This is a genomic window from Streptomyces cyanogenus (assembly GCF_017526105.1).
Lineage (GTDB): Bacteria > Actinomycetota > Actinomycetes > Streptomycetales > Streptomycetaceae > Streptomyces > Streptomyces cyanogenus.
In genome coordinates, this window is sequence record NZ_CP071839.1 from 5,089,804 (window position 1) to 5,111,181 (window position 21,378).

The following is a 21,378-nucleotide window of genomic DNA, read 5'->3' on the forward strand; positions in this document are numbered from 1 at the left end:
CGACATGGGACTCGAAGAAAAGCTGCCGAGCGGCTTCCTGCTGACCACCGTCGAGCAGGCCGCGGGCTGGGTGCGCAAGGCGTCCGTCTTCCCGGCCACCTTCGGCCTGGCCTGCTGCGCCATCGAGATGATGACCACCGGGGCCGGCCGTTACGACCTCGCCCGCTTCGGCATGGAGGTCTTCCGCGGCTCGCCGCGCCAGGCGGACCTGATGATCGTCGCCGGCCGGGTCAGCCAGAAGATGGCGCCCGTCCTGAGGCAGGTCTACGACCAGATGCCCAACCCCAAGTGGGTGATCTCCATGGGGGTGTGCGCCTCCTCCGGCGGCATGTTCAACAACTACGCGATCGTCCAGGGCGTCGACCACATCGTCCCGGTCGACATCTACCTGCCGGGCTGCCCGCCCCGCCCCGAGATGCTGATGGACGCGATCCTCAAGCTCCACCAGAAGATCCAGTCCTCCAAGCTCGGCGTGAACGCCGAGGAAGCGGCCCGCGAGGCGGAGGAGGCGGCGCTCAAGGCCCTGCCCACGATCGAGATGAAGGGGCTGCTGCGGTGAGCGACGCGAACGGCACCCACGGAGTCAACGGGGCGAACGGGTCCGCGAACGGGGTCAACCCCGACAAGGACCTCTCCGCCTCCAACCTCCCCGGCCGGCGCGGCCAGGGCGGCGAGGAGATCCGTGTCCAGCGCGGCATGTTCGGCGCCGACAACGGCGGCGACACCTCCGGCTACGGCGGCCTGGTCCGATCGGTCCGACTCCCGGGACCGGCGACCCGGCCCTACGGCGGCTGGTTCGACGAGGTCGCCGACGAGCTGGAGGGCGCCCTGGAGGAGCAGGGCCTCCTGCCCGACAACGCCATCGAGAAGACGGTCGTCGACCGCGGCGAGCTGACCTTCCACATCGAACGCGAGCACCTGGTCCGCGTCGCCCGCACCCTGCGCGACGACCCGGCCCTGCGCTTCGAGCTGTGCACCGGCGTCAGCGGCGTCCACTACCCGAACGACAAGGGCCGCGAGCTGCACGCCGTCTACCACCTGCGCTCGATCACCCACAACCGGCTGATCCGCCTGGAGGTCAGCGCCCCCGACAGCGACCCGCACATCCCGTCGCTGGTCTCCGTCTACCCCACCAACGACTGGCACGAGCGCGAGACCTACGACTTCTTCGGGATCGTCTTCGACGGTCACCCGGCCCTGACACGGATCATGATGCCCGACGACTGGCAGGGCCACCCGCAGCGCAAGGACTACCCCCTCGGCGGCATCCCCGTCGAGTACAAGGGCGCCCAGATCCCGGCTCCGGACCAGCGGAGGTCGTACTCGTGAGCACGCAGTCAGCATCCGCCGCGTCGGCCGCGTCCGCACGCGAGACCACCGAGGGCACCGTATACACGGTCACCGGTGGCGACTGGGACGAGGTCGTCCAGTCCGCGGCCCGCGCCGACGACGAGCGCATCGTCGTCAACATGGGTCCCCAGCACCCGTCCACCCATGGAGTGCTCCGCCTCATCCTGGAGATCGAGGGCGAGACGGTCACCGAGGCCCGCTGCGGCATCGGCTACCTCCACACCGGCATCGAGAAGAACCTCGAGTACCGCACGTGGACGCAGGGCACCACCTTCGTCACGCGCATGGACTACCTGACGTCCTTCTTCAACGAGACCGCCTACTGCCTCGCCGTCGAGAAGCTCCTCGGCATCGAGGACCAGATCACCGAGCGCGCCAAGATCATCCGGGTGCTCCTGATGGAGCTGAACCGGCTCTCCTCGCACCTGGTGTGCATCGCCACCGGCGGCATGGAGCTGGGCGCCACCACGATCATGATCTACGGATTCCGTGATCGTGAAATGATTCTCGACATCTACGAGCTCATCACGGGCCTGCGCATGAACCACGCGTACATCCGGCCCGGCGGACTCGCCCAGGACCTGCCGCCCGGCGCGGTGGACCAGATCCGCGAGTTCGTGAAGAAGATGCAGAAGAACCTCCCGGAGTACGACAAGCTCGCCACCGGGAACCCCATCTTCAAGGCCCGCATGCAGAACATCGGCTACCTCGACCTGGCCGGCTGCATGGCCCTCGGCGCGACCGGCCCGATCCTGCGCGCCACCGGCCTCCCGCACGACCTGCGCAAGGCGCAGCCGTACTGCGACTACGAGACGTACGACTTCGACGTCCCGACCGCCGACTCGTGCGACGCCTACGGGCGCTTCCTCATCCGCCTGGAGGAGATGCGCCAGTCGCTCAGGATCATCGAGCAGTGCCTGGACCGGCTCCAGCCCGGCCCGGTCATGGTCGCCGACAAGAAGATCGCCTGGCCCGCCCAGCTCGCCCTGGGACCCGACGGACTCGGCAACTCCCTCGACCACATCAAGAAGATCATGGGCACCTCCATGGAGGCCCTGATCCACCACTTCAAGCTGGTCACCGAGGGCTTCCGCGTCCCGCCGGGACAGGCGTACACGGCCGTCGAGTCGCCCAAGGGCGAACTCGGGGTGCACGCCGTCTCCGACGGCGGCACCCGCCCCTACCGGGTCCACTTCCGTGACCCGTCCTTCACCAACCTGCAGGCCATGGCGGCGATGTGCGAGGGCGGCCAGGTCGCCGACGTCATCGTCGCCGTCGCGTCCATCGACCCCGTGATGGGAGGCGTCGACCGGTGACCACCTCTTCTTCGGAGCGGGGCGTCAGCCTGGGCATGCCCCAACTGCCCGCGCCCGCCTACCCGGACGACGTCCGTGCCCGGCTGGAGGCGGACGCGCACGAGATCATCGCGCGCTACCCGGACTCCCGGTCCGCCCTGCTGCCGCTGCTCCACCTCGTGCAGGCGGAGGAAGGCCACGTCACGCGCACCGGAATGCAGTTCTGCGCGGACGTGCTCGGCCTGACCACGGCCGAGGTCACCGCCGTCGCCACCTTCTACACCATGTACCGGCGCCGGCCCTCCGGTGACTACCAGGTCGGCGTGTGCACCAACACGCTGTGCGCGGTGATGGGCGGCGACGCGATCTTCGAGACCCTCCAGGAACACCTGGGCCTCGGCAACGGCGAGACCACCGACGACGGCAAGGTCACCCTGGAGCACATCGAGTGCAACGCGGCCTGCGACTACGCGCCGGTCGTGATGGTCAACTGGGAGTTCTTCGACAACCAGACCCCGGCGAGCGCCAAGCGCCTGGTCGACGACCTGCGTGCGGGGCGCTCCGTACAGCCCACCCGCGGGGCGCGCCTGTGCACCTTCAAGGAGACCGCGCGGATTCTGGCCGGCTTCCCCGACGAGCGGCCCGGGGCCGTCGAGGAGGGCGGCAGTGCGGGACCCGCGTCGCTGGTGGGCCTTCGCCTGGCAAGGGGAGAGGCCGCATCGGCACGCGTGGTCCATCCGCGCGGAGGTCCGCACGAGGAACCCCAGGACAGGGTGCACGAGCCCTCGCCGGCCGAGCACCTCAGCTCCCATGACGCGCCGCAGGAGACATCGGCCTCCGACCCGTCCCATCCGTCAGGGCCTACCGCCGAGGAGGGGGAGTGATGACCGTGGTACCCGAGGTCAAGGACACGAGCCCGGAGAAGCTGCTCGCACCCGTGCTGTCGGCCTTCTGGGACGAGGACCGGTCCTGGACCATGGACGTCTACCGGAGGCACGAGGGGTACGAGGGGCTCCGCAAGGCCCTCGCCATGTCGCCGGACGACCTGATCGCGTACGTCAAGGAGTCCGGGCTGCGAGGCCGCGGCGGCGCGGGATTCCCGACCGGAATGAAGTGGCAGTTCATTCCCCAGGGTGATGGAAAACCGCACTATCTAGTTGTCAACGCCGACGAGTCGGAGCCGGGCACCTGCAAGGACATCCCGCTCCTCTTCGCGAACCCGCACAGCCTCATCGAGGGCATTGTGATCGCGTGCTATGCCATCAGGTCTTCGCATGCCTTCATCTATCTGCGTGGTGAGGTCGTCCCTGTTCTGCGGCGGCTGCACGAGGCCGTGCGCGAGGCCTACGCGGAGGGCTACCTCGGCGAGAACATCCTGGGCAGCGGACTCGACCTCCAGCTCACCGTGCACGCGGGTGCGGGCGCGTACATCTGCGGTGAGGAGACCGCACTGCTCGACTCGCTCGAAGGCCGCCGTGGTCAACCGCGGCTCCGTCCCCCCTTCCCTGCGGTGGAAGGCCTCTACGCCTGTCCGACTGTGGTGAACAACGTCGAGTCGATCGCGTCGGTTCCCGCCATCCTGAAAAACGGCAAGGACTGGTTCAGGTCGATGGGCAGCGAGAAGTCCCCGGGCTTCACGCTCTACTCGCTCAGCGGCCACGTCGCGAGCCCCGGCCAGTACGAGGCCCCGCTCGGCATCACCCTGCGCCAGCTCCTCGACATGAGCGGTGGCATGCGGCCGGGCCACCGCCTGAAGTTCTGGACACCGGGCGGTTCCTCGACGCCGATGTTCACCGACGAGCACCTCGACGTCCCCCTCGACTACGAGGGCGTCGGCGCCGCCGGCTCCATGCTCGGCACCAAGGCGCTGCAGTGCTTCGACGAGACGACCTGCGTGGTGCGGGCCGTGACCCGCTGGACCGAGTTCTACGCCCACGAGTCCTGCGGCAAGTGCACGCCCTGCCGCGAAGGAACGTACTGGCTGGTGCAGCTGCTGCGGGACATCGAGGCCGGCAAGGGCGTCACGTCCGACCTCGACAAGCTCGCCGACATCGCCGACAACATCAACGGCAAGTCCTTCTGTGCCCTCGGTGACGGTGCCGCATCACCGATCTTCTCCTCGCTGAAGTACTTCCGTGAGGAGTACGAGCAGCACATCACCGGCCGGGGCTGCCCCTTCGACCCGGCCAAGTCGACGGCCTGGGCGGACCGCCCGGAGGTGAACGCATGACCGTGACCACCAACGCTCCCGCCGGTGGCGGAGAGGCGGCGGTCCCACCGGAGGACCTCGTCACGCTGACGATCGACGGCATCGAGATCAGCGTGCCCAAGGGCACCCTGGTCATCCGGGCCGCCGAGCAGCTCGGCATCGAGATCCCGCGGTTCTGCGACCACCCCCTCCTGGACCCGGCCGGTGCCTGCCGCCAGTGCATCGTCGAGGTCGAGGGCCAGCGCAAGCCGATGGCGTCCTGCACCATCACCTGCACCGACGGGATGGTGGTGAAGACCCACCTGACCTCCCCCGTCGCCGAGAAGGCCCAGCACGGCGTGATGGAGCTGCTGCTCATCAACCACCCGCTGGACTGCCCGGTCTGCGACAAGGGCGGCGAGTGCCCGCTGCAGAACCAGGCGATGTCGCACGGAAACGCCGAGTCCCGCTTCGACGGCAAGAAGCGGACCTACGAGAAGCCCGTGCCGATCTCCACCCAGGTGCTGCTCGACCGCGAGCGGTGCGTGCTGTGCGCCCGCTGCACCCGCTTCTCCAACCAGATCGCGGGCGACCCCATGATCGAACTGGTCGAGCGGGGCGCGCTCCAGCAGGTCGGCACCGGCGAGGGCGACCCGTTCGAGTCGTACTTCTCCGGCAACACCATCCAGATCTGCCCGGTCGGCGCGCTCACCTCGGCCGCCTACCGGTTCCGCTCCCGCCCCTTCGACCTCGTCTCCTCGCCGTCGGTCTGCGAGCACTGCGCCGGCGGCTGCGCCACCCGCACCGACCACCGGCGCGGCAAGGTGATGCGGCGGCTCGCCGCCAACGATCCCGAGGTCAACGAGGAGTGGATCTGTGACAAGGGACGCTTCGCGTTCCGGTACGCGCAGCAGAAGGACCGCCTCGACACCCCGCTCGTCCGGAACGCCGACGGTGTCCTGGAGCCCGCCTCCTGGCCCGAGGCGCTGGAAGCGGCGGCGCGCGGGCTGACCGCCGCCCGCTCCCGGGCCGGCGTCCTCACCGGCGGCCGGCTGACCGTCGAGGACGCCTACGCGTACAGCAAGTTCGCGCGCGTGGCACTCGACACCAACGACATCGACTTCCGCGCGCGCGTGCACAGCGGCGAGGAGGCCGACTTCCTGGCCGCACAGGTCGCCGGCCGCGGCCGCGACCTCGACGGTACGGGCGTCACGTACACCTCCCTGGAGAAGGCGCCCGCCGTGCTGCTGGCCGGCTTCGAGTCGGAGGAGGAGGCACCCGGCGTCTTCCTGCGGCTGCGCAAGGCCTGGCGCAAGCACAAGCAGCAGGTGTTCGCGCTGGCCACGCACGCCACCCGGGGCCTGGAGAAGGCCGGCGGCACGCTGCTGCCGGCCGCACCGGGCACCGAGACGGAGTGGCTGGACGCCCTCGCCGACGGCGTCGGCCTGGAGGAGCCCGGCGCACGTGCCGCCGAGGCCCTGCGCGCCGAGGGCGCCGTCATCGTCGTGGGAGAGCGGCTGGCCGGGGTCGCGGGCGGCCTCACCGCCGCCCTGCGCGCCGCCACCGCCACCGGTGCGGAACTGGTGTGGATCCCGCGCCGGGCCGGCGAGCGCGGCGCCGTCGAGGCGGGCGCCCTGCCCTCCCTGCTGCCGGGCGGCCGCCCGGCGACCGACCCGCGCGCGCGGGAGGAGGTCGCCGCCGTCTGGGGACTCGCCGAACTTCCGCTGCGCTACGGCCGCGACACCCACCAGATCATCGAGGCCGCCGCCAACGGTGAACTGTCCGCGCTGGTCGTCGCCGGAGTGGAGGTCGCCGACCTGCCCGACCCGGCACGCGCGCGTGAGGCGCTGCACGGCGTGGGGTTCCTGGTCTCGCTGGAGCTGCGGCCCAGCGAGGTCACCGAGCACGCCGACGTCGTCCTGCCCGTCGCCGCGGTCGCCGAGAAGGCGGGCACCTTCCTCAACTGGGAGGGCCGCGTGCGCTTCTTCGAGGCCGCGCTCAAGCCCGACCAGATGACCCGCCGGCTCGCGCCGACCGACACGCGCGTGCTGCAGATGCTCGCCGACGCCATGGACGTCCACCTGGGCCTGCCGGATCTGCGCACCACGCGCGCGGAGATCGACCGGCTCGGCTCCTGGGACGGCCCCCGCGCCGGCGAACCCACGGAGTCCGCGGGTGTCCTGCCCCGCCCGGCCGTCGGCGAGGCCGTACTCGCCGGGCACCGGCTGCTGCTCGACCAGGGCGTCCTCCAGGAGGGCGACGAAGCGCTCGCCGGCACCCGTCACGCCGCACGCGCGCGCGTGTCCGCCGCGACCGCCGCCGAAGCGGGCGTCGCGGACGGCGCGCCCCTGGCCGTCACCGGTCCCGCCGGCACGGTCGAACTGCCCCTCCAGATCACCGACATGCCCGACCGGGTGGTCTGGCTCCCGCTGAACTCCGTCGGTTCCGGCGTCGCCTCAGACACCGGGGCACGGCCCGGCTCCCTCGTCCGTATCGGCCCGGCGGCAGTCGCCGGAGAGGCCCCCAAGGAGGTGGAGGCATGAGCCCGTACCTCGCCGCTGAAGACCTCTCGATGTTCGGCCGCGACCCCTGGTGGCTGGTCGTCGTCAAGGCGGTGTTCTGCTTCGCCTTCCTGATGGTGACCGTGCTGTTCTCCATCGTCTGGGAGCGCAAGGTCGTCGCCTGGATGCAGCTGCGCATCGGCCCCAACCGGCACGGCCCCTGGGGCATGCTCCAGTCGCTCGCCGACGGCGTGAAACTGATGCTCAAAGAAGACGTCATCGTCAAACGCGCGGACAAGGTGGTCTACGTCCTCGCGCCGATCGTCGCGGCCATCCCGGCCTTCATGGCGATCGCGGTGATCCCCTTCGGGCCGGCCGGCAACGAGATCTCGATCTTCGGCCACCGCACCACGATGCAGCTCACCGACCTGCCGATCGCGATGCTCTACATCCTCGCGGTCGCCTCGGTCGGCATCTACGGCATCGTGCTCGCGGGCTGGAGTTCCGGATCCACCTATCCGCTCCTGGGCGGCCTGCGTTCCTGCGCGCAGATGATCTCGTACGAGATCGCCATGGGTGCCGCGTTCGCCTCGGTGTTCCTCTACTCGGGGTCGATGTCCACGTCCACGATCGTCGAGCAGCAGCACGACCGCTGGTACATCCTGCTGCTGCCGGTCTCCTTCATCCTGTACATCGTCACGATGGTCGGCGAGACCAACCGCGCCCCCTTCGACATGCCGGAGTCCGAGGGCGACCTGGTCGGCGGTTTCAACACCGAGTACTCCTCGATCAAGTTCGCGATGTTCATGCTCGCCGAGTACGTGAACATGGTGACCGTCTCGGCCGTCTCGACCACCCTGTTCCTCGGCGGCTGGCGTGCCCCCTGGCCGGTCAGCAGCTTCTGGGAGGGCGCGAACCACGGCTGGTGGCCGTTGCTCTGGTTCGTCGTCAAGGTGCAGCTGCTGTTGTTCTTCTTCATCTGGCTGCGCGGCACGCTCCCGCGGGTCCGCTACGACCAGCTGATGAAGCTCGGCTGGAAGGTCCTCATCCCGGTCTCGGTGACCTGGCTGATGCTGGTCGCGACCGTCCGCGCCCTGCGCAACGAGAACTACGACTTCGCCGACATCGCGCTCTACGTCGGCGGCGGTGTCCTCGGCCTGCTGCTGATCTCCTTCGTCGCCGACATGTTCCGCGAGAAGGCGAAGACCGCCGAGCAGCCCGCCGCCGAGCAGCCGGCCTTCGACCCGTTGGCGGGCGGGTTCCCGGTACCGCCGCTGCCCGGACAGCAGCTCCCGCCGGTGCCCAGGCGCCGCTCGCGCCGGGAGCGGGAGCTGATTGTCAGTGGCGGGTCGGACACTGTCAGTGACGGATCTTCGGATGGAAAGGAGGCGTCCGATGGCTGAGGAGCCTCAGGAGACCGAGCAGACCAAGCCCGGCTTCCAGAACCCCGTGGCCGGCTTCGGCGTGACCTTCAAGGCCATGTTCAAGAAGCGGCTGACCGAGCAGTACCCGGAGCAGAAGAAGACCACGGCTCCGCGGTTCCACGGACGGCACCAGCTCAACCGCCATCCGGACGGCCTGGAGAAGTGCGTCGGCTGCGAGCTGTGCGCCTGGGCCTGCCCCGCCGACGCCATCTACGTGGAGGGCGCCGACAACACCGACGAGGAACGCTACTCGCCGGGCGAGCGGTACGGCCGCGTCTACCAGATCAACTACGCCCGCTGCATCCTGTGCGGCCTGTGCATCGAAGCGTGCCCCACGCGCGCGTTGACGATGACCAACGAGTTCGAGCTGGCCGACTCCAGCCGCGCCAACCTCATCTACACCAAGGAGCAGCTGCTCGCCGGCCTCGAAGAGGGCATGGTCGACACGCCGCACGCGATCTTCCCCGGGACGGACGAACAGGACTACTACCGCGGCCTGGTCACGCAGGCCGCGCCCGGCACCGTCCGCCAGGTCGCCGTCTCCAAGGGCGAGGTCCCGCAGGAGGCCGCGTCCACGTTCGGCGAGGACGAGCCGGCCTCGGAGAAGGTGATCGGCCGATGAGCGCGCACCACCTCGCCGCCTACACCACCTCCACCGGTGAGGCCTTCCAGTTCTGGGTCCTCGGCACGGTCGCGGTGCTCGGCGCCCTGGGCACCGTCTTGATGAAGAAGGCCGTGCACAGCGCGCTCTGCCTCGCCGGCACCATGATCGTCCTGGCGGTGTTCTACCTCGCCAACGGCGCCTACTTCCTCGGGATCGTGCAGATCGTCGTCTACACCGGCGCGATCATGATGCTGTTCCTGTTCGTGGTGATGCTCGTCGGCGTCACCGCAGCGGACTCCCTGAAGGAGACCATCAAGGGCCAGCGCTGGCTGGCCCTTCTGTGTGGCGTCGGCTTCGGCCTCCTGCTGTTCGCCGGGATCGGCAACGCCTCCCTGAAGGAGTTCAACGGCACCGGCCAGGCGAACGCGAACGGCAACGTGGAGGGCCTCGCCACCCTCATCTTCACCAAGTACGTCTTCGCCTTCGAAATCACCGGCGCGTTGCTCATCACGGCCGCCGTCGGCGCCATGGTGCTCACCCACCGCGAGCGCACCGAGCGCGCCCGGACCCAGCGCGAGCTGTCCGAACAGCGCATCCGCGAGGGCGCGCACATCCCGCCGCTGCCCGCCCCCGGTGTCTACGCCCGGCACAACGCCGTGGACATCGCGGGCATGCTGCCCGACGGCACCCCGTCCGAGCTGACCGTCAACAAGACGCTGCGCGAACGCGGCCAGATCCGTGACGTGTCCGCGGAGGCGCTCAACGACCTGCGGGCGCTGGAGCAGCGCGCGGAGGAGCGCTTGGAGCGCAGGGCGATCGAGCCGGAGACGTTCAAGCGGCCCGAGGAGGCGTCGAAGTGAACCCGGTCAACTACCTCTACCTCGCCGCCCTGTTGTTCACGATCGGCGCGACCGGCGTCCTGATCCGGCGCAACGCCATCGTCGTCTTCATGTGCATCGAGCTGATGCTGAACGCCTGCAACCTCGCGTTCGTCACCTTCTCCCGGATGCACGGCAACCTCGACGGCCAGATCATCGCCTTCTTCACGATGGTCGTCGCCGCCGCGGAGGTCGTGGTGGGCCTCGCGATCATCGTGTCGCTGTTCCGTACCCGCCACTCGGCCTCGGTCGACGACGCCAGCCTGATGAAGCTGTAAGGGGTCGGAAGAATCGTGGAGAACCTGATCGCGCTGCTCATCGCGGCTCCCCTGCTCGGAGCGGCCGTCCTGTTGACCGGCGGCCGGCGCCTCGACCGTGTCGGCCACTGGATCGGCACGTTCCTGTCGGCCGTCTCCTTCGTGTTCGGCCTCATCCTCTTCGCCGACCTCCTCGGCAAGGGCGCGGAGCACCGCACCCTGACGCAGCACCTGTTCAGCTGGGTCCCGGTGGCGGGCTTCCAGGCGGACGTCACCTTCCGCCTGGACCAGCTGTCCATGACGTTCGTGCTGCTCATCACGGGCGTCGGCTCGCTGATCCACCTGTACTCGGTCGGGTACATGGAGCACGACGAGCGGCGCCGCCGCTTCTTCGGCTACCTGAACCTGTTCCTCGCGGCGATGCTGCTGCTCGTCCTCGCCGACAACTACCTGCTGCTGTACGTCGGCTGGGAGGGCGTCGGCCTCGCCTCGTACCTGCTGATCGGCTTCTGGCAGCACAAGCCCAGTGCCGCCACGGCGGCGAAGAAGGCCTTCCTGGTCAACCGCGTCGGCGACATGGGCCTGTCGATCGCGATCATGCTGATGTTCACCACCTTCGGCAGCTTCGCCTTCGGCCCGGTCCTCGGTCACACCGGTGACACCTCCGAGGGCAGGCTCACCGCGATCGGCCTGATGCTGCTGCTCGCCGCGTGCGGCAAGTCCGCCCAGGTCCCGCTGCAGTCCTGGCTCGGGGACGCCATGGAGGGCCCGACCCCGGTCTCCGCCCTCATCCACGCGGCGACGATGGTGACCGCGGGCGTCTACCTGATCGTCCGCTCCGGCGCCGTCTTCAACGCCGCTCCCGACGCCCAGCTGGCCGTCACCGTCGTCGGCGCGGTCACGCTCCTGTTCGGTGCGATCGTCGGTTGCGCCAAGGACGACATCAAGAAGGCACTGGCCGGCTCGACCATGTCGCAGATCGGCTACATGGTCCTGGCCGCCGGCCTCGGGCCCATCGGCTACGTCTTCGCGATCATGCACCTGGTGACACACGGCTTCTTCAAGGCCGGCCTCTTCCTCGGCGCCGGTTCCGTGATGCACGGCATGAACGACGAGGTCGACATGCGTCGCTACGGCGGCCTCAGGAAGTACATGCCGATCACGTTCATCACCTTCGGCCTCGGCTACCTCGCCATCATCGGCTTCCCCGGCCTGTCCGGCTTCTTCTCCAAGGACAAGATCATCGAGGCGGCCTTCGCCAAGGGCGGCACCGAGGGCTGGATCCTCGGCGGCGCGGCCCTGCTCGGCGCGGCCATCACCGCCTTCTACATGACGCGCGTGATGCTGATGACGTTCTTCGGAGAAGAACGGTGGCGCAACGCCCCGACCCCGTCCCCGGCCGAGCCCAGCGTGGAGCCCGCCGCCGAAACCCGCGGCGAGCACGCCGAGCCGCACCCGCACGAGTCCCCGAAGGTCATGACCATCCCGATGATCGTGCTGGCCGTCGGCTCGGTCTTCGGCGGCGGGTTCTTCAGCATCGGCGACCGCTTCCTGCACTGGCTGGAGCCCGTCACCGGTCACAGCGAGGGCGACTCCCCGCTCAGCGCGGCCACGGTCACCGGCGCCACCATGGTGTGCCTGGTCATCGGCGTCGCCATCGCCTGGGCCCAGTACGGCCGCAAGCCCGTCCCGGCGGTCGCCCCGCGCGGCTCGCTGCTCACCCGCGCGGCCCGCCGCGACCTGCTCCAGGACGACTTCAACCACGTGGTCCTGGTGCGCGGCGGCGAGCACCTGACGCGCTCCCTGGTGTACGTCGACCACACCCTGGTCGACGGCGTCGTCAACGGCACGGCGGCCGGCTTCGGCGGCCTGTCCGGACGCCTGCGCCGGCTCCAGAACGGCTTCGCCCGCTCCTACGCGGTCTCGATGTTCGGCGGTGCGGCACTCCTGGTCGCCGCAACCCTGCTGATGAGGGCGGTCTGATACCGATGTCCTTTCCTCTGCTGACAGCGACGGCGGCGCTCCCGGCCCTCGGGGCCGTCGCCACGGCCGCCGTACCGGCCGCCCGGCGCACGGCCGCTAAATGGCTGGCGCTGGTCGTCTCGCTCGCCACGCTCGCCCTGGCGATCACCGTCCTGGTCCGCTTCGACCCGGGCGGCTCCCGCTACCAGCTCACCGAGTCCCACGCCTGGATCAAGGACTTCGGGGTCAGGTACGAGCTGGGGGTCGACGGCATCGCGGTCGCCCTGATCGCGCTGACCGCCGTACTGATCCCGTTCATCATCCTCGCGGGCTGGCACGACGCCGACCCGCTGGAGACCGGCAGTCGCCGCTGGCGGCCCACCCAGGGCTTCTTCGCGCTGATCCTGGCGGTCGAGGCGATGGTGGTCATCTCGTTCGAGGCCACCGACGTCTTCCTCTTCTACATCTTCTTCGAAGCCATGCTCATCCCGATGTACTTCCTCATCGGCGGCTTCGGGGACCGTGCCCACGAGCACGGCGAGGAGACGGCCGCCACCCAGCGGTCGTACGCAGCGGTGAAGTTCCTGCTCTACAACCTGGTCGGCGGCCTCATCATGCTGGCCGCGGTCATCGGCCTCTACGTGGTCGCCGGGAACTTCTCGCTCACCGAGATCGCCGAGGCCCGCGCCGGCGGCTCGCTGCACATGGCGGCCAGCACCGAACGCTGGCTGTTCCTCGGCTTCTTCTTCGCCTTCGCGGTCAAGGCGCCGCTGTGGCCGCTGCACACCTGGCTGCCCAACGCCATGCAGGAGGCCACCGCCCCGGTCGCCGTGCTCATCACCGCGGTCGTCGACAAGGTGGGCACGTTCGCGATGCTCCGCTTCTGCCTCCAGCTGTTCCCGGAGGCCAGCAAGTGGGCGACACCCGTGATCCTCGTCCTGGCGCTCATCAGCATCGTCTACGGCGCACTGCTCGCCGTCGGCCAGCGGGACATCAAACGCCTGGTGGCGTACGCGTCGATCTCCCACTTCGGCTTCATCATCATGGGCGTCTTCGCGATGACCAGCCAGGGCCAGTCCGGCGCCACGCTCTACATGGTCAACCACGGCATCTCCACCGCCGCGCTGATGCTGGTCGCCGGCTTCCTCATCTCCCGGCGCGGCTCGCGGCTCATCGCCGACTACGGCGGCGTGCAGAAGGTCGCTCCGGTGCTCGCCGGCACCTTCCTGATCGGCGGCCTGGCCACCCTGTCGCTTCCCGGACTGGCGCCGTTCGTCAGTGAGTTCCTGGTCCTGGTCGGCACCTTCACGCGCTACCCGGTGATCGGCATCATCGCCACCTTCGGCATCGTCCTCGCCGCGCTGTACACCCTCGTGCTGTACCAGCGGACGATGACGGGCCCGGTGAAGCCGGAGGTCTCGGCGATGCCCGACCTCCGCGCGCGTGAGCTGGTCGTCGTGGCCCCGCTGATCGTGCTGCTGATCTTCCTGGGCGTCTACCCGAAGCCCGTCACGGACATCGTCAACCCGGCGGTCAAGCAGACCATGTCCGACGTACACAAGAAGGACCCCAAGCCCGCAGTGGAGGCGGCCAAGTGAGCGCACCAGCCGTCCACAGCCTGTGGACAACCGCAGCCGATCCGATCGCGAAGATCGACGCACCGAAGATCGAATACGCACAATTGTCGCCCACCCTGATCGTCATCGGTGCGGCGCTGGTCGGCGTGCTCATCGAGGCCTTCCTGCCGCGCAGGTCCCGGTACTACGCGCAGGTGTTCATGTCCGTCGTGGCCCTGTGCGCCGCGTTCGCCGCGGTCGTCGCCCTGGCGGCCGGCGGGTACGGCACCACCAAGGCGCACATCGCGGCCATGGGCGCCCTCGCGGTCGACGGTCCGGCCCTCTTCCTTCAGGGCACCATCCTGCTGGCCGGCCTGGTCGGCCTGTTCACCTTCGCCGAGCGGCGCCTGGACCCGGTGGCCCACGGCAACCGGGTCGACTCCTTCGCCGCGCAGGCCGCCTCCGTACCCGGCAGCGACAGCGAGAAGGCCGCCGTGAAGGCCGGCTTCACCACCACAGAGGTCTTCCCACTGCTCCTCTTCGCCGTCGGCGGCATGCTGATCTTCCCCTCGGCGAACGACCTGCTGACCCTGTTCGTGGCCCTGGAGGTGTTCTCCCTCCCGCTGTACCTGCTGTGCGCGCTGGCCCGCCGCAAGCGCCTGATGTCACAGGAGGCAGCGGTCAAGTACTTCCTGCTCGGGGCCTTCGCCTCCGCGTTCACCCTGTTCGGCATCGCCCTGCTGTACGGCTACGCGGGCTCGGTGTCCTACGCGCGCATCGCCCAGGTAGTCGACGGCACGGCCACCGACGTCGACCCGGCACTCGCCAACACCATGGGCAACGACGCGCTGCTGCTGATCGGCGGCGCCATGCTGGTGATGGGCCTGCTGTTCAAGGTCGGCGCGGTGCCCTTCCACATGTGGACGCCCGACGTCTACCAGGGCGCGCCCACCCCGGTGACCGGCTTCATGGCGGCGGCGACCAAGGTGGCCGCGTTCGGCGCGCTGCTGCGCCTGCTGTACGTCGTCCTGCCCGGGCTGCGCTGGGACTGGCGGCCGGTCATGTGGGCCGTGGCGATCATCACCATGCTGGGCGGTGCGATCGTCGCCATCACCCAGACCGACATCAAGCGGCTGCTGGCGTACTCGTCCATCGCGCACGCCGGCTTCATCCTCGCGGGTGTCATCGCCACGTCGAAGGACGGTGTGTCGTCCGTCCTCTTCTACCTGGCGGGCTACTCCTTCGTCACGATCGGCGCCTTCGCCGTGGTCACGCTGGTCCGCGACGCGGGCGGCGAGGCCACCCACCTGTCCAAGTGGGCGGGCCTGGGCCGCCGCTCGCCGTTGGTCGCGGCCGTGTTCGCGGTGTTCCTGCTGGCCTTCGCCGGTATCCCGCTGACCTCCGGTTTCGCCGGAAAGTTCGCCGTGTTCAAGGCGGCGGCGGACGGCGGCGCGGCCCCGCTGGTCGTGATCGGTGTGATCTCCTCGGCCATCGCCGCGTTCTTCTACATCCGGGTGATCGTGCTGATGTTCTTCAGCGAGCCGAGGCCGGAAGGCCCGACCGTGGCCGTCCCGTCACCGCTGACCATGGTCGCGATCGGCCTGGGCGTGGCCGTGACGCTGGTTCTCGGTGTGGCACCGCAGTACTTCCTGGACCTGGCGAACCAGGCGGGAGTGTTCGTGCGCTGACGTTCACCCCTGACATGCCGCTGCCCGGCACCCGCGTTCACCCGGGTGCCGGGCAGCGGTCCGTTCCGGGGCTCACCGACTCCTGTCGCGGCGCGTCTTGATCTGGGTGAAGTCGAGATCCACGGGGAACGGCACGTCCAGCTTCATGCGCTCGCGGAAGATGCCGGTGCTCGTGTAGGTGCCGGTCGTCGGCTCCAGTTCGAAGACGTGCACCGCGGCCCGGCCGTCCTCGTTCTCGACCCGCCAGTAGTGGGCGATCTTCGCGCGGGCGTACTTCAGGGGCTTGGTCTCGCGGTCGCGGGAGACGGAGTCCTCGGAGAAGACCTCGATGGCCAGGACGACGGACTCCGCTGGGAAGCGGGTCTGGCTCGGGTCCTCCACCACGTCTGCGCTTACCACCACGACGTCCGGCTCGGGCCTGTTCTGGCGGTCGATGTCGATCGTGAACTCGCGAATGACCTCGAATTCCTCCGGTGCCAACGACTGGAGCTGCCAATTGAAGAAGTCAACGGCCCGTACGTGAAACATCGTCTGCGGACTCGCGAAGACCAGGCTCCCGTCGATCAATTCCGTATGCGGAGGAAGATTCGGGAGGCGGTCCAGGTCGTCGGCGGTCCAGCCGCCCTTCGGCGGGATCGGCCAGCTGGACGCGGACGCCTTCGGTGCGACGCTCATCAGTGCTCCCATGCGACGGAGTCTCGCCAGTGCGTTCAGGCTATCGGGCGGAAAGGGGACAAGTCTCCCACGAACGTGTGAACGACGATCGTGTCCTTGACATGCGGTGCCGTCGGGGAAACCTGTGGATAACTCCGGGGCTGTCGGTGCGGACCCCTATCGTGGATGCAGCGGTCGAGAGACGACACACGGGGGACCGACGGGGGACAGGACGATGGGCGTGACGGGCGGGATCAGCGAGATGACACAGGTGGCCGAGGGGCCGGGCGCGGTCGACAGCGAGGCGCTGGCCACGCTGCACCGGGTGTTCGGATACGACGCCTTCCGGGGCGAGCAGCAGGCGGTCATCGAGCATGTGGTCGCGGGCGGCGACGCCGTCGTCCTCATGCCGACCGGCGGCGGAAAATCGCTCTGCTACCAGATCCCGGCTCTGGTCCGGCCCGGCACCGGCGTGGTGATCTCACCGCTGATCGCCCTCATGCAGGACCAGGTGGACGCCCTGCGGGCCCTCGGTGTCCGTGCCGGCTTCATGAACTCCACGCAGGACTTCGACGAGCGGCGCACGGTCGAGGCCGAGTTCCTGGCCGGCGAGCTGGACCTGCTGTACCTGGCGCCGGAGCGGCTGCGCCTGGACACCACTCTGGACCTGCTCTCCCGCGGCAAGATCTCCGTCTTCGCGATCGACGAGGCCCACTGCGTGTCCCAGTGGGGCCACGACTTCCGCCCCGACTATCTCTCCCTGTCCCTGCTCGGCGAGCGCTGGCCGGACGTCCCCCGGATCGCCCTCACCGCCACGGCCACCCACGCCACCCACCAGGAGATCACCCAGCGGCTGAACCTGCCCACGGCCCGGCACTTCGTCGCCAGCTTCGACCGGCCCAACATCCAGTACCGGATCGTGCCGAAGGCCGATCCCAGGAAGCAGCTGCTCGCCTTCCTGCGGGAGGAGCACGCGGGCGACGCCGGCATCGTGTACTGCCTCTCGCGGAACTCGGTGGAGCGTACGGCGGAGTTCCTGACCGCCAACGGCATCCAGGCGGTGCCGTACCACGCGGGCCTGGACGCGGCCACGCGCGCGGCGCACCAGGCCCGGTTCCTGCGCGAGGACGGCCTGGTCGTGGTGGCGACCATCGCCTTCGGCATGGGCATCGACAAACCGGACGTGCGTTTCGTCGCCCACCTGGACCTGCCCAAGTCGATCGAGGGCTACTACCAGGAGACCGGCCGGGCGGGCCGCGACGGCCTGCCGTCCACGGCCTGGATGGCCTACGGCCTGAACGACGTCATACAGCAGCGCAAGCTGATCCAGTCCGGCGAGGGCGACGAGGCGTTCCGGCGCCGGGCCGCCGCCCACCTGGACGCCATGCTCGCGCTGTGCGAGACCGCCCAGTGCCGCCGCGGCCAGCTGCTCGCCTACTTCGGCCAGGACCCCGACGCGGCCGGCTGCGGCAACTGCGACACGTGCCTCACCCCGCCCGAGACCTGGGACGGCACGGTCGCCGCGCAGAAGGTGCTGTCCACGGTGGTACGGCTGCAGCGGGAGCGCGGCCAGAAGTTCGGTGCCCTGCAGATCGTCGACATCCTGCTCGGCAAGCGCACCGGCAAGGTGATCCAGTTCGACCACGACCAGCTGTCCGTCTTCGGCATCGGCCAGGACCTCACCGAGGGCGAGTGGCGCGGCGTCATCCGGCAGCTGCTGGCCCAGGGGCTCCTCGCGGTCGAAGGGGAGTACGGCACGCTGGTCCTCACCGAGGCGAGCGGCTCGGTGCTGCGGCGGGAGCGCGAGGTTCCGCTGCGCAAGGAGCCGAAGAAACCGGCCGCCTCCCGGTCCCGGTCCGCCGGCGCCTCCGGGGGCGACCGCAAGGCCAAGGCCGCCGCGGCGGAGCTGCCCGACGCGCTGGTCCCCGCCTTCGAGGCCCTGCGGGCCTGGCGCGCCGAGCAGGCCCGCGAGCAGGGTGTCCCGGCGTACGTCATCTTCCACGACGCCACCCTCCGGGAGATCGTGACCCGGTGGCCCGGTTCGGTGCGGGAACTGGGCACGGTGGGCGGCGTCGGCGAGAAGAAGCTGGCGACGTACGGCGAAGGGGTGCTCGCGGTGCTGGCCTCCCTGAACGGGTCGGCCACGACCGCCGGCGAAGCCCCGGCCGCCGACGACGGGCCGGACGACGAATGGCCCGAGCCGGCGGACGAGCCCGAGCCGGACGACTGGATATAGCCCGCCGGGACCCCGCGCGGTGCGCGGCTCAGAGCCCCCGCGCCGCGTAGGCCCGGACGTCCGCGTCCGAGTCGGCCGTGGCCGTGGCGAGAGCCGCGCGGGCCTCCGCCGAGGTCCGGTGCCGGCTCAGGGCCAGGACCGCCGCCTTGCGGACGTCGGCGTTCGGGTCGGCGAGAGCCTTGGCGAGAGCCGGGACGGCCGGGTCGGCGGACGCGGCCGACAGCGCGGTCGCGGCGCCGGACCGCACCTGCCAGGCCGGGTCCGACAGCGCGGCCACGGCACGTGCCGCCAGCGGCGGCGGGCAGCCGGTGGCGGCCAGCGCACCGAGCGCGGCGCCGCGCACCAGCGGGTCGCCGTCCTCGGTGAGCCGGTCCAGAGCGGCGGTCAGCAGGTCCCGGTCGGCCGCGGCGAGGGCAGCCGAGCCGACGGTGGCCAGGGCCTTCGCCACGGTGACCCGGACCTCCCGGGAAGGATCGTCCGCCGCGCCGGCCAGCGGCCGGACCGCGTCCACCGAGACGAGGGCCCGTACGGCCTCCGTCCGGACGGTGATGTCGGGGTCGTCCAGCGCCGCAGCGAACACCCCGGCCTCGCCGAGCCGCAGGGCCCGCAGCACATCGAGGGCAGCGGCCCGGACCACGGGGTCGGGCTGGGCGAGCCCACCGGCGAGGGCGGCGCCCAAGGCGGGTTCGGGCGGCAGCGTCTCGACGAGCTCCCGCAGCGAGGCCGCGGCGGCCGCGCGGACCTCGGCATCGGGGTCGGCGAGCGCACCGGCGAGGGCCCGACCGGTGCCGGGCGGCACGGTCTCCGTGAGCACCGCGACGGCCGTACGGCGCACAGCGGGATCCGGGTCGGCCAAGTACGGCTCGACCGCCGCGAGTTCCGGCTCGGCCTCGGCCAGGCCCAGCAGCTCCAGCAGCCGGGGTGAGGCGGCGTCCCGCGCGTTCGCCCGGTCCACGGCACCGGCATCGGCGGCGCGCGCGGCAGCGGGCCGCGCGGCCACCGGTGCCAGCTCGCGGGGCCCGGCCGTGGCCACGTGCTCGGGACGGACCTCGCCCAGATGCCGGGAGGGACCGCCGACAGGCGTGAACTCCTCCACCGGCACCAGATAGGGAGCCACGGGACGGGCCGTGAACTCCATCGCACCAGAGGGGGACTTGTGCAGATCGAGATGGTGGAACCAGGAGACGTCGTCGCGCCCGGGATGGTCGAGACGATCATGGTAGAGGCCCCAGCGGGACTCGGTCCGGGCCAGAGAGGCGCGGGCGGCCATCTCCGCGCAGTCGCGTATGAAGGTGACCTCGGCACAGCGCATCAGCTCGTGCGGGGTGCGGGCCCCCATCGAGGCGATGTCGGCGCGCATCCGCTCGAACGCCTCCAGCGCGAGGGAGAGCCGTGCACCGGACTTCGGCGGTGCCACGTAGTCGTTCACGAAGCGGCGCAGCTTGTACTCGACCTGGGGCTGCGGCGGGCCGTCCGGGTTGCGCAGCGGGCGGTAGATCAACTCGTGGGCCTCGCGCACCTGGTCCGCGGGAAGCTCACCGTCGTACGCCCGGTACCGGGCGGCGTCCGCGCCCGCGAGGTCGCCGAAGACGAAGGCACCGATCATGTAGTTGTGCGGGACGCAGGCGAGGTCGCCGGCGGCGTACAGCCGGGGAACGGTCGTCCGCGCGTGGTCGTCGACGCGGACACCCGAAGCGGAGTGGCCGCCGCACAGGCCGATCTCGGAGATGTGCATCTCGACGTCGTGAGTGCGGTAGTCGTGCCCGCGGCCGGCGTGGAAGGTGCCGCGGGTGGGCCGCTCGGTGGAGTGCAGGATCGTCTCCAGGGCGGAGATCGACTCCTCGGGCAGATGGCTGAGCTTGAGGTAGACCGGGCCCCGGTCGCCGGCGACCTCGGCGGCGAACTCGGCCATCATCTGCCCCGACCAGTAGTCGGAGTCGACGAAGCGCTCGCCGTGCCGGTTGACCTGGTAACCGCCGAACGGGTTGGCGACGTAGGCGCAGGCCGGACCGTTGTAGTCCTTGATCAACGGGTTGATCTGGAAGCACTCGATACCGGTCAGCTCGGCGCCCGCGTGGTAGGCCATGGCGTAGCCGTCACCGGCGTTGGTGGGGTTCTCGTAGGTGCCGTAGAGGTAACCGGAGGCGGGCAGGCCGAGGCGGCCGCAGGCACCGGTCGCGAGGATCACCGCGCCCGCGCGGATGGTGACGAACGCGCCGGTACGGGTGTGGAACCCGACGGCCCCCACGGCCCGCCCGTCGGCGGTGAGGACCCGGACCGGCATCACCCGGTTCTCGATCCGGATCCGCTCCCGCATCTCGCGCCGCCGCAACTGCCGGTACAGGACCTTTTTGACGTCCTTGCCCTCTGGCATCGGCAGTACGTACGAGCCGGAGCGATGGACCTGGCGGACCGCGTACTCACCGTGCTCGTCCTTCTCGAACTTGACCCCGTACGACTCCAGCCGCTGCACCATCGCGAAGCCGCGCGTGGCGGTCTGGCGGACGGTGGACTGGTCGACGATCCCGTCGTTGGCGCGGGTGATCTCGGCGACGTAGTCGTCGGGCTCGGCACGGCCGGGGACGACCGCGTTGTTGACGCCGTCCATGCCCATCGCGAGCGCGCCGGAGTGCCGGACGTGGGCCTTCTCCAGCAGCAGGACGTTCGCGCCGCGCTCGGCGGCGGTCAGGGCGGCCATGGTGCCGGCGGTGCCACCGCCGACGACGAGGACATCGCAGGTCAGCTCCTCGGCATCGGTGACGGCGGGAATCTTCATGGGGGTGGG

The 21,378-nt window shown here is 70.1% G+C and carries 16 protein-coding genes; 14 read left to right on the plus strand and 2 right to left on the minus strand.

From position 1 onward, the window contains the following. The first annotated feature begins 4 nt into the window (after positions 1-4). The 13 genes from S1361_RS22960 to nuoN are packed head-to-tail and all read left to right on the plus strand — an operon-like array spanning position 5 to position 15,703. Positions 5-559, plus strand: a complete 555-nt coding sequence (locus S1361_RS22960; RefSeq protein WP_007383964.1) for a NuoB/complex I 20 kDa subunit family protein — start codon at positions 5-7, stop codon at positions 557-559. Next, a complete protein-coding gene (locus S1361_RS22965) occupies positions 556-1,329 on the plus strand; it encodes an NADH-quinone oxidoreductase subunit C (RefSeq protein ID WP_208033682.1) in 774 nt (257 codons plus the stop codon). The genes S1361_RS22960 and S1361_RS22965 overlap by 4 nt, the downstream gene beginning before the upstream one ends. Then, positions 1,326-2,666, plus strand: a complete 1,341-nt coding sequence (locus tag S1361_RS22970; protein WP_208033683.1) for an NADH-quinone oxidoreductase subunit D — start codon at positions 1,326-1,328, stop codon at positions 2,664-2,666. The genes S1361_RS22965 and S1361_RS22970 overlap by 4 nt, the downstream gene beginning before the upstream one ends. Further along, positions 2,663-3,529: an NADH-quinone oxidoreductase subunit NuoE gene (gene nuoE / locus S1361_RS22975; RefSeq protein WP_208033684.1), complete on the plus strand. Its 867-nt coding sequence runs from the start codon at positions 2,663-2,665 to the stop codon at positions 3,527-3,529. Before S1361_RS22970 ends, nuoE begins: the two co-directional genes overlap by 4 nt. Beyond that, positions 3,529-4,875: an NADH-quinone oxidoreductase subunit NuoF gene (gene nuoF / locus S1361_RS22980; protein ID WP_425087098.1), complete on the plus strand. Its 1,347-nt coding sequence runs from the start codon at positions 3,529-3,531 to the stop codon at positions 4,873-4,875. The genes nuoE and nuoF overlap by 1 nt, the downstream gene beginning before the upstream one ends. Further along, complete coding sequence (locus S1361_RS22985) at positions 4,872-7,376, plus strand: NADH-quinone oxidoreductase subunit G (RefSeq protein WP_208033686.1); 2,505 nt, start codon at positions 4,872-4,874, stop codon at positions 7,374-7,376. Before nuoF ends, S1361_RS22985 begins: the two co-directional genes overlap by 4 nt. Further along, positions 7,373-8,737 carry an NADH-quinone oxidoreductase subunit NuoH gene (gene nuoH, locus S1361_RS22990; protein WP_208033687.1) on the plus strand — a complete coding sequence of 455 codons (1,365 nt, stop codon included), beginning with the start codon at positions 7,373-7,375 and terminating at the stop codon, positions 8,735-8,737. Before S1361_RS22985 ends, nuoH begins: the two co-directional genes overlap by 4 nt. Continuing rightward, the gene (gene nuoI, locus S1361_RS22995) at positions 8,730-9,380 is read left to right on the plus strand and encodes an NADH-quinone oxidoreductase subunit NuoI (protein WP_208033688.1); all 651 of its coding nucleotides are present in this window, start codon (positions 8,730-8,732) and stop codon (positions 9,378-9,380) included. The genes nuoH and nuoI overlap by 8 nt, the downstream gene beginning before the upstream one ends. Further along, positions 9,377-10,222, plus strand: coding sequence for an NADH-quinone oxidoreductase subunit J (locus tag S1361_RS23000; RefSeq protein WP_208033689.1), 846 nt, complete (start codon positions 9,377-9,379; stop codon positions 10,220-10,222). The genes nuoI and S1361_RS23000 overlap by 4 nt, the downstream gene beginning before the upstream one ends. Next, positions 10,219-10,518: an NADH-quinone oxidoreductase subunit NuoK gene (nuoK, locus tag S1361_RS23005; RefSeq protein WP_023547474.1), complete on the plus strand. Its 300-nt coding sequence runs from the start codon at positions 10,219-10,221 to the stop codon at positions 10,516-10,518. The genes S1361_RS23000 and nuoK overlap by 4 nt, the downstream gene beginning before the upstream one ends. 15 nt (positions 10,519-10,533) lie before the next feature. After that, entirely contained in the window at positions 10,534-12,480 is a 1,947-nt protein-coding gene (gene nuoL / locus S1361_RS23010) for an NADH-quinone oxidoreductase subunit L (RefSeq protein ID WP_208033690.1), read from the plus strand. 5 nt (positions 12,481-12,485) lie between these two features. After that, positions 12,486-14,057 carry an NADH-quinone oxidoreductase subunit M gene (locus S1361_RS23015; RefSeq protein ID WP_208033691.1) on the plus strand — a complete coding sequence of 524 codons (1,572 nt, stop codon included), beginning with the start codon at positions 12,486-12,488 and terminating at the stop codon, positions 14,055-14,057. Then, positions 14,054-15,703 carry an NADH-quinone oxidoreductase subunit NuoN gene (nuoN, locus tag S1361_RS23020; protein WP_208033692.1) on the plus strand — a complete coding sequence of 550 codons (1,650 nt, stop codon included), beginning with the start codon at positions 14,054-14,056 and terminating at the stop codon, positions 15,701-15,703. The genes S1361_RS23015 and nuoN overlap by 4 nt, the downstream gene beginning before the upstream one ends. A 72-nt stretch (positions 15,704-15,775) precedes the next feature. On the opposite strand, the gene S1361_RS23025 is transcribed toward nuoN, so the two are convergent. Next, positions 15,776-16,378, minus strand: a complete 603-nt coding sequence (locus S1361_RS23025; RefSeq protein ID WP_208033693.1) for a Uma2 family endonuclease — start codon at positions 16,376-16,378, stop codon at positions 15,776-15,778. A gap of 214 nt (positions 16,379-16,592) precedes the next feature. Between S1361_RS23025 and recQ the strand changes: the two genes are divergently transcribed. Then, positions 16,593-18,593, plus strand: coding sequence for a DNA helicase RecQ (gene recQ / locus S1361_RS23030; RefSeq protein ID WP_208033694.1), 2,001 nt, complete (start codon positions 16,593-16,595; stop codon positions 18,591-18,593). 28 nt (positions 18,594-18,621) lie between these two features. On the opposite strand, the gene S1361_RS23035 is transcribed toward recQ, so the two are convergent. Further along, positions 18,622-21,369: a fumarate reductase/succinate dehydrogenase flavoprotein subunit gene (locus S1361_RS23035; protein ID WP_208036728.1), complete on the minus strand. Its 2,748-nt coding sequence runs from the start codon at positions 21,367-21,369 to the stop codon at positions 18,622-18,624. Between the last annotated feature and the right edge of the window lie 9 nt (positions 21,370-21,378).

Bases quoted from the DNA above. Each gene is read 5' to 3' on its own strand.
- S1361_RS22960 (WP_007383964.1), top strand. From the start codon at position 5: ATGGGACTCGAAGAAAAGCTGCCGAGCGGCTTCCTGCTGACCACCGTC.
- nuoF (WP_425087098.1), top strand. From the start codon at position 3,529: ATGACCGTGGTACCCGAGGTCAAGGACACGAGCCCGGAGAAGCTGCTC.
- S1361_RS22985 (WP_208033686.1), top strand. From the start codon at position 4,872: ATGACCGTGACCACCAACGCTCCCGCCGGTGGCGGAGAGGCGGCGGTC.
- nuoH (WP_208033687.1), top strand. From the start codon at position 7,373: ATGAGCCCGTACCTCGCCGCTGAAGACCTCTCGATGTTCGGCCGCGAC.
- nuoI (WP_208033688.1), top strand. From the start codon at position 8,730: ATGGCTGAGGAGCCTCAGGAGACCGAGCAGACCAAGCCCGGCTTCCAG.
- S1361_RS23000 (WP_208033689.1), top strand. From the start codon at position 9,377: ATGAGCGCGCACCACCTCGCCGCCTACACCACCTCCACCGGTGAGGCC.
- S1361_RS23015 (WP_208033691.1), top strand. From the start codon at position 12,486: ATGTCCTTTCCTCTGCTGACAGCGACGGCGGCGCTCCCGGCCCTCGGG.
- S1361_RS23025 (WP_208033693.1), bottom strand. From the start codon at position 16,378: ATGAGCGTCGCACCGAAGGCGTCCGCGTCCAGCTGGCCGATCCCGCCG.
- recQ (WP_208033694.1), top strand. From the start codon at position 16,593: ATGGGCGTGACGGGCGGGATCAGCGAGATGACACAGGTGGCCGAGGGG.
- S1361_RS23035 (WP_208036728.1), bottom strand. From the start codon at position 21,369: ATGAAGATTCCCGCCGTCACCGATGCCGAGGAGCTGACCTGCGATGTC.